The organism is Variovorax sp. 20P10.2.4, from assembly GCF_058244205.1.
The window spans coordinates 1-11,676 of record NZ_JBZAYE010000195.1 but is presented as its reverse complement, the minus strand read 5'-3'; the positions used below and the strand labels follow the sequence as shown (position 1 = coordinate 11,676).

Genomic DNA, 11,676 nt, shown 5'->3' with positions numbered 1-11,676 from the left:
GTTCGAAGCGCCGTACCTCGACGGGCGCGCCACCGTCGAGCCGGTACAGCGCAGGTCCGGCCGCGATCCACAGCACGCCGTCGGCCACCGCGAGGTCGTCGATGTCGGCGAGCTCGGCCACCACCTCGGCGTTGTCGAGCGCGCGGTTGGGCTTGAGCACGCCGTCCATCACCGGCACCGTGATGGCGGCGCTGCCGCGGCCGAGCAGGCGGTCGGTGAAACCGCGAAGGGTGTCGAGCATCAGGCTGTCCTCCAGCGCCGTTCGTACTGCACGAAGTCGGGGTCGGCGCCCTCGAGCTTGTAGCGGCCGATGCGGTTGTTCGAGATGCCGCCCAGGTAGAGGTGGCCGCGGTGCTCGCGCATCGAGGTGATCATCGGGTGGTTCTCGCCGCCCAGGTCCCACAGCGTCTCGAGGATCTCGCCGGCCTCGCTGAACTTGAGCACGCAGCCGGTGTTGATGTTGGGGAACAGCCATTCGTCCACCGGCACGCGCGTGGCCATGCGGCGGCGAAATCCCGGCATGCGCATCGCGAGGTCGTAGGCCGGGCAGCGCATGCCCACCAGCGCGAGCCAGTAGTGGCCGTCGGAAGCGAGGTTGATGTTGTCGGGATAGCCGGGCAGGTTGTCGATCACCATCTGCACCTGGCCGGCCTTCGGCCCGTCGAACCAGTAGCGCTTGATGCAGCAGCCCCAGGTCTCGGCGAACAGGATCGACTGGCCGTCGCTCGCGATCGCGATGCCGTTCGGAAAGCGCAGCCCGCGCAGCACGGTGCGCGTCGAGCCGTCGCGCGGATCGAAGCAGACGATGCGCCCGTTGCCGCGCGCCTCCAGCCCGTCGACCGGCCATTCGTGCATCTCGTAGCGCACCGTGGCCTCGCTGAAGAAGATGCGGCCGTCGTCGGCGATGTCGAGGTCGTCGGCCAGCCGCAGCCGGCTGTCGTCGTTGATCGAGGTCCAGCTGCGGTTGGTCTCGTCGGTCACGCGCTCGACCTTGCGCTCGGGCGTGACGCGGTACAGGCCCATGCCGCCCACGCACACGTGCAGGTTGTCCTCGCGGTCGAAGGCCAGGCCCAGCGGTTGGCCGCCGATGTGGGCGTAGACCTCCATGCGCTCGTAGTCGGGCGCGAGGAAGCGGATCACGTCGCCATGGCGCGAGCCCGCATAGAGGTTGTCGTCGCGGTCGAGGATCACGTCCTCGGGCGACTCGATGCGGCCCAGGCCGATCAGCGTGACGTCGCGCAGCTTGTTGTTGACCGCATAGACACTCGCGCCCGCGCCCGCGCCGTCGCCGCTGCTGGCCGGTGCCGGCGGCAGCGCGAAGTAGGTCGGGCTCACGTAGACCTTGCTGATGATGCGCTGGCGGTTCTTGAGCCAGCGCACGTCGATCACGGCCGCCAGCACCAGGATCGCGGCCAGCACCATGCGGATCACGCCGCCGGGCGCCGACATCGAGGTCAGGCCGTTGGTGATCAGCAGCACCAGCAGCGTGCCGACCAGCGCCTTGGCGACCGAGCCGCGCCCGCCGCCCAGGCTGATGCCGCCGAGCACCGCGGCCGTGAGCACCAGCACTTCCATGCCCACGCCGATGTCGGCGCCGGCCGTGGCCAGCCGCGAGGCGAAGAAGCAGCCGGCCGCGCCGCACAGCGTGCCCGAGGCCACATAGCACAGCGCCACGGTGCGCCGCACCGCGATGCCGCTGTTGTAGGCCGAGCGGCGCGAGCCGCCGATGGCCATGATGTGCCAGCCCGCGCGCAGGCGCGTGAGCAGCACATGGCCCGCGATCGCCACCGCCGCGTAGGCCCAGGCCACGGTCGGCAGGCCCAGCAAGGTGCCGTTGCCCAGGAAGTCCCAGGCCGGCGAGTCGGGCAGCGAGCCCGCGATCGCGGTCGAGTACTGCAGGCTCAGGATCTCGTAGAACGAGCGGAAGATGATCAGCGTGATGAGCGTGGTGAGGAAGGCGCGCAGCCGCAGGTAGCCGATCAGCACGCCGTTGACCGCGCCCAGCAGCGCGCCGACGGCCAGCGTGGCCAGCACCGACGCGCCCACCGGCCACTTCAGCACGTGCATGCACATCAGTGCGCAGAAGTTGGTGAGCGCGAAGATGGAACCCACCGACAAGTCGATGCCGCCCACGATCATCACCAGCGCCAGGCCGAGCACGATGAAGCCGATCTCGCCGGCCTGCCGCAGCGTGTCGGCCAGCACCACCGGCGACCAGAAGTTGCCGATCAGCTGGCCCGAGGCCAGCAGCACCGCCACCAGCAGCAGCACCGGGATCGCGGTCTCGGTCCAGCGCTTGGACAGGATCTCGCCGACCCAGTGGTCGGGCCACCAGCGGTAGCGCAGGCGCGTCAGGGTCTCGTTCATCGGTGCGGCTCCGGCGGGGCGGTCACTTGGCGGCGGTGAGCTTCCAGCAGGTGCCGTCGGCACCCGCGTTCTCCTTCGTGATCGGGATCAGCGTGGTGTAGATGTTCTGCTTGGCCGCGCCGGGCTTCATGCCGCCCTGCACCAGCCACTTGATCATGGCGGCCATGTTGGCGGCCTGCGTCGGCACGTCGTAGCTCACGTCGAGGTCGAAGGCGCCCGACTTGACCTGGTCGCAGGCGCCTTTCTGCTCGCCGCCGCCCGAGGTCGCGAGATAGACCTTGCCGGTCAGGCCCGCTTCCTTGATGGCGGCCGCGGTGCCGATGTCCATGCCGTCCCAGAAGCCGACGATGCCGCACAGGTCGGGGTTCTGCTTGAGCACCGTCTGCGTCAGGCCCTTGGCCTTGGCCGCGTCCCAGTCGGCGGCCTGGTTCGACACCACCTTGATCTGCGGGTTCTTCGCCAGCACGTTCTCCACGCCCTTGAGCGTGTAGGCGCTGGTGGCCGCGGTCGGCGCGCCCTGCACGATGGCGATCTTGTTCGACTTGCCCTTGCAGGCCTGCACCACGGCCTCGGCATTGCGCTCGCCCACGTCGACCCAGTCGGCGCCCACGAACACGGTCGAGGGCTGCACCGAGCGCATGTTGATCTGCACCACGTAGATGCCGTCTTCCTCGGCCTTCTTGATCAGCTTGGCGTAGGTCTGCACGTCGGGGTTGTGGATCACGATCACCGCGGGCTTCTCGGCCATCAGCGCGGTGAAGGCCTGCGCGCCGGCGTTGGTGTTCCAGTTGGGATCGCGCGCCACCACCTTCATGCCGGCGGGCTCGAGCTCCTTCTTGAGGCCGTTGTACCAGCCCTGCGCGAGGTCGAAGCCCATGGCCACCGGGATGTAGCCCACGGTCTTGCCGGCCAGCGACTTCTTGTAGCCGTCGCGGAAGGGCTCGTCGAGGCCCTTGCCCTGGGCGGCCGCGTGTTGCGAGGCGGCCAGCGCCAGCGCGATGCCCGCGAGCTTCGCGGATGCGGCGAGTGTGCGAACGAAGTGCATTGCATGTCTCCTTTTTTCGGTGGTCTCGGATGACGCCAAAATCGCCTGGCGCCCGGCTTCGGAAAACAGGTGGGTCCGCTCGCGGACCCCGGGATCAGATGTCGCCCTGCTGCGCGGTCTCTTCGTTGCGCGGGTTGAGCATGGAGTCGATCAGGATCGCGGCCAGCAGCACCACGCCCTTGACGATGTTCTGCACGGAATAGGAGAGGTCCATGATCGTCATGCCGTTGAGCATGGTGCCGATCAGCAGCGTGCCGATCACGACGTTGAACACGCCGCCGCGGCCGCCCGACAGGCCGATGCCGCCGAGCACCACCACCAGCACCACGTCGTAGATCATGGTGGAGTTGAAGATCCGCGTCGGCATGCTGCTGACCGAGGCCGCCATCACCACGCCCGCGAACAGCCCGATCAGCGCCGCCAGCACGTACTGCAGCAGCACCATCGGCCGCGTCGGCAGGCCGGTGGCGCGCGCGGCGAAGGGGTTGTCGCCGATCGCGTAGACGAAGGCGCCCGCGCGCATGCGGCGCAGGAAGAAGGCCATGGCCGCGGCCGCCACGCCGAACATCACGACCGGTGTCGGCACCCCGGCCAGGGTGCCGCGGCCCAGCCAGGCCGCGGGGTCGAGCGCGGCCGGCCACTGCACCACCTCGAGCTGGAAGAAATAGGCCTGCCCCAGCCCCGCGAGAAAGAGGCCCGAGGCCAGCGTGGTGAACAGCGACGGCACCTCGGCATAGGCGATCAGCCAGCCGTTGACCAGCCCGAAGGCCAGCGCCAGGCCCAGCGCGATCAGGAAGGCCGAGCCGAGCGGATGGCCGTTCTGCACCAGCTGCAGCAGCAGGCCCGAGGGCACGGCCAGCGCGGCGATCATCGAGATGTCGATGCCGCGGCCGATCACCACCACCGCCATGCCCAGCCCCAGGATGCCGAGGAAGGCCACGTTCTGCACCAGCGTGAGCAGGTTGTCGATCTGCGCGAAGCCCGGCAGGAACGCCGCGAAGCCCGCGAACAGCAACGCGAACAGCGCGGACACGATGCCTTGCTGCGTGGCCTTGAATTTCTTCGTCGTCATGGTGGGGGCGCCTCGTTTCAGCTCAGGGCCGCGTGCAGCGACTGGCGCAGCTCGCGCTTCATGACCTTGCCGTTGAGGTTGCGCGGCAGCGCCTCGGTGCCGATGGTCCAGGTCTCGGGCACCGCGTAGTCCGACAGCCGCTCGGCGCAGAAGGCCTGCAGGGCCGCGGCCTGGGTGCGCTCGTCGAGCTCGCTCACGCAGACGAAGGCATGCACGCGCTCGCCGAGCACCGCGCAGGGCACGCCCACCAGCGCCGCCTCCACGATCCGCGGATGCTCCATCAGCGTGTTCTCGACCGTGGCGCAGAAGATCTTGTAGCCGCCGCGGTTGATCACGTCCTTCTTGCGGTCGAGGATGCGCACGTAGCCGTCGGCGTCCATGCTGCCGATGTCGCCCGAACGCCAGTAGCCGCCGCGGAATTCGCTGGCCGTGGCCTGCGGGTTGCGCCAGTAGCCGGGCACCACCATCGGGCCCGCGATCCAGATCTCGCCGACCTCGCCGCGCGCCACCTCGTTGCCGTTCTCGTCGACCACGCAGATCTCGCCGCAGGGCACGGCCAGGCCCACGCTGTCGCGGTGCTCGGCCGTCATGCCGGGCGGCATGATGGTCGCGGGCGAGCAGGTCTCGGTGGCGCCGTAGGCGTTCATCAGGGTGAGGCCCGGCAGCCGCGCCGCGATGCCCTCGATGGTGGCCGTGGGCATCGAGGCGCCGCCGTAGGCGCCGATGCGCCAGGCCGAGAGGTCGTGCGCCTGCAGGTCCGGCAGCAGCAGGCACAGGTTGTACATGGCCGGCACCATGATCGTGTGCGTGATGCGCTCGGCCGCCGCCAGCCGCGCGAACTCGGCCGCCTTGAACTGCGTCATCAGCACCGCGCAGCCGCGCGCGTGCAGCATGGTGTAGAGCTGCGCCACCAGCCCGGTGACGTGGCTCAGCGGCACCGCGACGATGCTGCGGTCCGATTCGCCCAGGCTCATCGCGTGCACGAAGTGCATCACCGAGTGCGCGATGTTCAGGTGCGTGAGCATCGCGCCCTTGGGCTTGCCCGTGGTGCCCGAGGTGTAGAGCAGCACAGCGAGGTCTTCCTCGGCGGCCGCGTGCGCGCTGGCCAGCGGCTCGGCCTGCATCAGCGCCGTGAAGGATTCGAAGCCCGGCTGCGCGGCGCCGGTGCCGAAGCGCAGGCGCAGCAGCGGCAGCGCCTCGGGCGAGGGCACCAGCGCCTGCAGCTCCTGCGAGCAGACGATCGCCACCGCCTCGGCGTCGGCCAGCGAGAACTCGAGTTCGGCCGTGCGCGCCCGCGCGCTCACCGGCATCGCCACCGCGCCGAGCCAGGCGCAGGCGAACACCGCGATCGCGAACTCGGGCCCGTTCGAGAGGTAGAGCGCCACCCGGTCGCCCGGCCGTACGCCGCGCCGTGCGAGGCCGCCCGCGCACTTGGTGGTGGCATGGTGCAGCTCGCGCCAGCTCAGGCGCAGCGTGTCGCAGACCAGCGCCTCACCCTCGGGCGAGAGCCGCACCGCGTCGGCCAGCATCTGGGCCACGTTGGCGGGCCGCTCGGCGAAGCAGCGCACCACGCGCTCGTTGAAGTGCACTTCACGTCGCATCTTGGGCATGGAATCTCCCCACTGGGACCACGAGGACGCGGAGCTCTGCGAGGGCCGCAGCTCCGTCGGGGCGCTGAGCACGCCGTGCATGAGCATCTCGATGCAGTGCCGCACGGCATCCTGCAGGCTGCGCGCCGGATGGCTGTCGGGCCGGTACCAGCGGCCGATGCCGCTGAGCGCGCCGACCACCGTGTACGAGGCCATCGCCGCGTCGCCGCGCGCGATCCAGCCTTCGGCCATGCCGGCCTCGATCAGCGCGCGGAACTCGGTGTCGATCTCGCCCTTGAGCGCGCGCAGTTCGCGCCGCCTGGGCTCGGCCAGCGGGTCCTCGCCGACGCGGATCACGCACAGGCCGAAGTCGCTGGTCACGATGCCCGCGTAGTTCTCCATCGCCACGCGCAGCCGCTCGCGCGGCGGCAGCCCGCGCCGCGCCGCCTCGAGGATGCCCGCGCGCAGCGCCTCGAGCCCGCGCTGCACGCACTCGAACAGGATCTGTTCCTTGTTCTCGACGTAGTGGTAGACGGTGGGCTTGGTCACGCGCAGGCTGCGCGCGATGTCGTCGAGCGAGGTGCCCTGGAAGCCCTTGGTCGTGAACAGCCGCGCCGCCGCCAGCAGCACCGCGTCCTTCTTGGCATGGCGATCCTGCTGCCGCTCTCCGCGGCTTTGCCAAGGCGATTCGACCAGCTCGGTAGACATTCGACTCCTGCGGCGACGACCAGGGACCGATGCCGCGCGGAGACCGCGTGGCGCCAGGAAAACCGGGGGTTACTCGAAAGTACCCTGGTTGACTGGCGCGATTATTCGGAGCGACCGGGAAGGGTGGTTCGGGGAATTTCCCTTAGCTGCGGCGCACCAAAAAACCCCGCGAGGTTCAGGCGCGTGAAGCGGACAAGCGGCTTCGCAGCCAGCGGTTCAACGGCTCGCTGTAGCAGCGCGCGATGGCGTCGCACAGCGCCATCGACAGCAGCATGTAGCCAGCGAGCAGCCACATCCTGTCGCCGCCGCTCGCGAGCGCGGGCGGGAACAGGGTCCGCAGCAGGCCGAGCACGATCAGGTGGAACAGGTAGAGCTCGTAGCTGCGCCGGCCGAACCATCCGAAGGCGGCCGGGAGCCAGCGAGCGGGTGCCCATGCCGTGCCGCCGTCCGCGGATCGATCGCTCATCGTCGCCAGCAGCACGGCCGTGCCCAGCGCCATCGCCGTGACGCCGAGCACATGGCTCTGCGCGATCGGCCATCGCAGGTAGAGGAAGACCATGGCGATCGCCACGGTCCACGACAGCAGCGTCTTAAGCCGCGCGGAGAGAACGAGCGAGTCCGCGAGCAACGCCGTGCAGCAACCGATCGCGATGCCGTCGAAGGCCGCGAAGTAGGCATAGAGGTAGCCGCCTTCATCGTCCTGGCGATGAAAGCGGTACACCGGTGCCAGCACCGCGATCGCGAGCCAGAAGGCGATCAGCCGGCGCTCCCGGCGCAGCAGCGCGCAGAGGATCGGGAAGAAGAGATAGAAGACCTCCTCGACCGACAGCGACCACAGCACGCCGAGCGCGTAGTTGGTCCATCCGTACTTGTCGACCACCACGTTCATCCAGAAGGTCAGCGAGGCGAGGTTGACCAGCCACAGCGGCAACGGGGTCGCGCCTGCCGGCGCCCGGTTCTGGAAGATGGCCACGCCCGCCCAGGCCAGCAGGTTGACCGCGACCAGCAGGAGCAGCAGGCACGGCACGATGCGCGCCACGCGCAGGCCGTAGAAGGCGCGCGCCTTCACGTCCTGCAGCGCGCCCCAGCGGCGCCGCGCGTTCGAGGTGATCAGGAAGCCCGAGATCACGAAGAACATCGTGACGCCGTAGTTGCCGTTGCGCGCCACCGCGCGCACCGCTTCCCAGCCGAGGAGCTGCGACAGCACGGTGCCGTCGAGCCGGTAGGCGATGTTGAAGTGGTGGAACAGCACCAGCAGGATCGCGACGCCGCGCAGCACGTCGATGCGCGTGCTGCGCGGCCCGAGGCTCGGTGCCGTCGTCATCTCGCGGCGGAACCGATCAGCGCGGGCAGGGCCGGCAGCAGCGCGTCGCGCGTGCGGACGCCCGGTGTCGTCGCCTGCTTCCGGTCGTCCTGCGTCAGCCGCGCGAACACCACCGTGCGCTCGCCGCGCGTGGCCCAGCCGACATACCAGCCATAGCCATGGGCCTCGTCGAGCGAGCCGTCGGCCTTCTTCGGGTAGGCAGCGCCGGTCTTGCCCTGCACCGTCCAGCCCTCGGGCAGCTGGGTCGTCTCCATCGAACGCCGCGTCATCTCGATCGCGTGCTGCGATACCGGCAGACGGTTCGACAGCAGCTTGCGCAGGAACTCGACCTGCTCGCGCGGCGAGATGCGCAGCGAGGACGCGACCCATGAACGCTCGAGCCCGTTGTGCTTGCCCGGGTCGCCCGACACATCGGCGTTGCCGTAGCCGAAGTCCTTCGCATAACGCGCGAAGCGCTCGGCGCCCAGCGATTCGGTCACCCGCTGCGAGAACCAGAAGACCGAGAGCTTGAGCCATCGCTGCGGATCGGTCGGCTGCTTCCAGCCTTCGACCCAGGCCGGATAGCCTTCCTTGAAGGGCAGCACGGGGTCGTGCTCGTTCTTGAGAAAGCCCGCGTCGAAGCCCATCAGCGCGAGCGCGATCTTGAAGGTGGAGGCGGGGGTGACGCGTTCGTCGCAGCGGCCTTGCTGGACGATGAATTGGCCGGTCTTGGCGTCGGCGATGGCGGTGCAGAGGGTGCGGGCTTGGGTGGTGGCTGCGAGGGGGGCGAGCAGGACGAACAGGGCGATGGGCAGGAGGCGAAGCGGACTTTTCATGGGAGGGACGGGGATTAGGCCGTCATCGTAGAAAAGACCGGGCTTCGTGTCCTCCGACTGGCAAGCGAAGGACGTCTCGGCCGTAACGCGTGTAACGCCGACGGGACCTCGCTAGTTCGCCGGCCTCGAAAACACATTCACCAGGCTCCCATCCGGATCGCGAAGCAACAGCGACCGGTTGCCCCACGGCATGGTGGTCGGCCGCATCACGACCTCGGCCGCTTCCGCCATGCGCGCCAGCGTGCCCTCGACATCGGCGACCTCGAACTCGAGGATTGCCGAGCGGTTCGATGCGGCCGTCGCGGCCCCGGCGTTGAAGCGCTGCACGAGATGCTCTTCGGAGATGGCCAGCGTCGCGCCCTCCAGCCGGATCTCCGCGAAGCCATCGGCCAGGCGGGTGGCCTCGGTGCCCGACAGGCGCGCGTAGAACGCAACGAGGGCTTCGAATTGTTGAGTGACTAGACGCACGGATGCAAACTTCACGCCGATCTCCTGAATGAATGAACGATGGGCGCGAGCTTAGGGAGAGGGCATGTCAGATTCCGGCAGTATCGTGCGGCCGCTTTCCTTCACGCGTTGCTGCCAGGCCTTGAGCAGCGCCTGGCGACGCTGGGGGTAGCGCGCATCGAGCATCTCGGCGGCGAGGATGCGGTCGGCGCGGAAGTTGCGGAAGTCGTTGCGCAGTTCGCACCAGGCGCTGAGCACGCGCGACTGTTCGAAGTACACGAGCGCGAAGGGCCAGATGACGCGTTGCGATGCGGTCCCGTCGGGATCGCTGTAGCCGATCCGCAGCTTGTGCTCGGCACGGATCGCGGCGCGCAGCAGATCGGGCTCGACCGCGGCCGGCGCGCGCTTCGCCCCCACGGCCACGAGCAGCGCGGAGGCTTCGAGCTCGCGCTTCAGTTCGGGCGGCAGCACGGCGGCGATCTTCGCCATCGCATCGTGCGCGCCGGCCGACAGCGCCCTGTCGCCGCGGTCGGCCACCCAGCGCAGGCCCAGCGCGAGCGCCTCGATCTCCTCGGGGCCGAACATCAGCGGTGGCAGCACGTAGCCCGGCTTGAGCACATAGCCGAGGCCGGGCGAACCTTCGATCAGCGCGCCCTGCGACTGCAGGCTCGCGATGTCGCGGTACAGCGTGCGCAGGCTGATGCCGAGCTGCTCGGCCAGGGCCTGGCCACTGATGGGCCGGCGATGGCGGCGCAGGGTCTGGAGCAGTGCGAGCAGGCGTTCGGAGCGGGACATGCGGGCATGGTAGTGGCCCGTCGCCCGGATGCGGCGCGCGCCGGCTACAACTGGCTCTGCGGAATCAACGGCCCCAGCAGCCTCAGCTTGAAGCGCTGCCACGCCGTCGTCTCGGGCGGCACGTCGAACACGCGCGTGTCGTCGTCCTGGTCCACCCATTCGACGTTCCGGCCCTTGGCGTCGAGCCGCAGCCGGTAGAAGCTGCGCGTGTCGGCAAAGCTCTCGAGCTGGCGCGCCATGTCGGGGCTGTCGATGATCAGGCCCAGCTCGGTGTTGAGCCGTGCCGAGCGCGGGTCGAGGTTCATCGAGCCGAGGAAGACCTGGCGATGGTCGACGATGCCGTTCTTCATGTGCAGCGCGCCGGTGCCGTGGCCGAACAGGCCGAGCTTGCCGCGGTGCACGCTCAGCGAGGGGCTCAGTTCGTAGATCTCGACGCCGGCCTCGAGCAGCCGATGGATGTGCGGCCAGTAGCCGACGTAGACCCAGGGCTCGTCGGTGGAGGCCAGGGAGTTGGTGACGAGCTCGACCTGCAGGCCCTCGGCGCGCGCTTCCGCGAGGCTGAGGACGGCGGCGTCGGAAGGCACGAAGTAGGGCGACACCATCTTGATGGTGTGCTGCGCGGTCCGGAACCAGCGCACCACGGATTCGGTGACGGTGCCCTTGTTCGAGTTCTCACGCTCGTTCCAGCCCTGGGTCTTGGTCAGCGGATCGAACAGCACGCGCGCGTCGGCCATGAGCAGCGGGCTCAGCCTGCGCTCGGCCAGCTCGAACGGCAGGTTCATCATCGGCACCATCTCGAGCGGGATCGAGGCCGGCTCGCCCTCGGTCGCGTTGGGGATGATGCCGTCCGCCGGGATGCGCGGCGCCTGCGGCGGCTTCGCGGTGGCGGTGCGCTCCTCGAAGGCCTGCCGCAGCTGCGCCGGCGACAGGCTGCTGCGCGCGATGCGCTGCACGGGATAGACAGCCTCGCTGTTCCAGTAGTGGTCGAAGGCGTCGGAGAGTTCGCGCACCACCGGGCCCGCGGCGAACACGTCCATGTCGATGAAGTTGCTGGCGCTGGCGTTCATCACGTACTCGTCGGCCATGTTGCGCCCGCCGGCCACGGCGGCGGCGTTGTCGGCCACGAACAGCTTGTTGTGCATGCGCCGGTTGATGCGCTCGAAATCCATGGCCGAGGCGGCGAAGCGCGTGAGGTCGCTGCCGCGGCCGGCCGGGAAGGGATTGAACAGGCGCACCTCCACGTTCGGATGGCTGGCCAGCCCGAGCAGCAGTTCGTCCTCGCCGGTGGTGTAGAGGTCGTCCACCAGCAGCCGCACGCGCACGCCGCGCGCGGCGGCATCGCGCAGCGCGCGCATCAGGGCGCGGCCGGTATTGTCGCCGGCCAGCAGGTAGTACTGCACGTCGAGGCTGCGGGTGGCGAGCTTCGCGAGCTCGATGCGGCTGGCGAAGGAGGTCGGGCCGTAGGGCAGCAGGCGAAAGCCCGATGCGTTGCCCGGTGCCAGTGCCTGCTGCGC

Annotated in this window: 9 protein-coding genes and 1 pseudogene; all 10 read right to left on the bottom strand. The window is 69.3% G+C overall.

What is annotated here, in order from left to right; translation table 11 throughout:
* Positions 1–241 (bottom strand): annotated as a pseudogene (locus AC27VN_RS19015) (strictosidine synthase); the annotation flags it as partial.
* Positions 241–2,367, bottom strand: a complete 2,127-nt coding sequence (locus AC27VN_RS19010) for an ABC transporter permease (protein WP_490877518.1) — start codon at positions 2,365–2,367, stop codon at positions 241–243. The pseudogene AC27VN_RS19015 and the gene AC27VN_RS19010, both read right to left, overlap by 1 nt.
* Positions 2,368–2,389: 22 nt before the next feature.
* Positions 2,390–3,412, bottom strand: a complete 1,023-nt coding sequence (locus AC27VN_RS19005; protein ID WP_296798861.1) for a sugar ABC transporter substrate-binding protein — start codon at positions 3,410–3,412, stop codon at positions 2,390–2,392.
* 94 nt (positions 3,413–3,506) lie between these two features.
* Positions 3,507–4,484, bottom strand: coding sequence for an ABC transporter permease (locus tag AC27VN_RS19000; RefSeq protein WP_093343231.1), 978 nt, complete (start codon positions 4,482–4,484; stop codon positions 3,507–3,509).
* A 17-nt stretch (positions 4,485–4,501) separates the two neighbouring features.
* Entirely contained in the window at positions 4,502–6,781 is a 2,280-nt protein-coding gene (locus AC27VN_RS18995) for an AMP-binding protein (protein WP_431512158.1), read from the bottom strand.
* A 175-nt stretch (positions 6,782–6,956) separates the two neighbouring features.
* Positions 6,957–8,105, bottom strand: a complete 1,149-nt coding sequence (locus tag AC27VN_RS18990; RefSeq protein ID WP_490877517.1) for an acyltransferase family protein — start codon at positions 8,103–8,105, stop codon at positions 6,957–6,959.
* A complete protein-coding gene (gene blaOXA / locus AC27VN_RS18985) occupies positions 8,102–8,920 on the bottom strand; it encodes a class D beta-lactamase (RefSeq protein WP_490877516.1) in 819 nt (272 codons plus the stop codon). The genes AC27VN_RS18990 and blaOXA overlap by 4 nt, the downstream gene beginning before the upstream one ends.
* Positions 8,921–9,031: 111 nt before the next feature.
* On the bottom strand, positions 9,032–9,403 hold the full coding sequence (locus AC27VN_RS18980) for a VOC family protein (protein WP_490877515.1): 372 nt from the start codon (positions 9,401–9,403) through the stop codon (positions 9,032–9,034).
* Positions 9,404–9,439: 36 nt separating this feature from the next.
* A complete protein-coding gene (locus AC27VN_RS18975; protein WP_490877514.1) occupies positions 9,440–10,162 on the bottom strand; it encodes a helix-turn-helix transcriptional regulator in 723 nt (240 codons plus the stop codon).
* Positions 10,163–10,206: 44 nt separating this feature from the next.
* Positions 10,207–11,676: phospholipase D family protein (locus tag AC27VN_RS18970; RefSeq protein ID WP_490877513.1), on the bottom strand; the 1,470-nt coding region annotated here is incomplete at its 5' end.

Coding starts and splice junctions, on each gene's coding strand:
- blaOXA (WP_490877516.1), bottom strand. CDS start 8,920: ATGAAAAGTCCGCTTCGCCTCCTGCCCATCGCCCTGTTCGTCCTGCTC.
- AC27VN_RS18975 (WP_490877514.1), bottom strand. CDS start 10,162: ATGTCCCGCTCCGAACGCCTGCTCGCACTGCTCCAGACCCTGCGCCGC.
- AC27VN_RS19010 (WP_490877518.1), bottom strand. CDS start 2,367: ATGAACGAGACCCTGACGCGCCTGCGCTACCGCTGGTGGCCCGACCAC.
- AC27VN_RS19000 (WP_093343231.1), bottom strand. CDS start 4,484: ATGACGACGAAGAAATTCAAGGCCACGCAGCAAGGCATCGTGTCCGCG.
- AC27VN_RS18990 (WP_490877517.1), bottom strand. CDS start 8,105: ATGACGACGGCACCGAGCCTCGGGCCGCGCAGCACGCGCATCGACGTG.
- AC27VN_RS18995 (WP_431512158.1), bottom strand. CDS start 6,781: ATGTCTACCGAGCTGGTCGAATCGCCTTGGCAAAGCCGCGGAGAGCGG.
- AC27VN_RS19005 (WP_296798861.1), bottom strand. CDS start 3,412: ATGCACTTCGTTCGCACACTCGCCGCATCCGCGAAGCTCGCGGGCATC.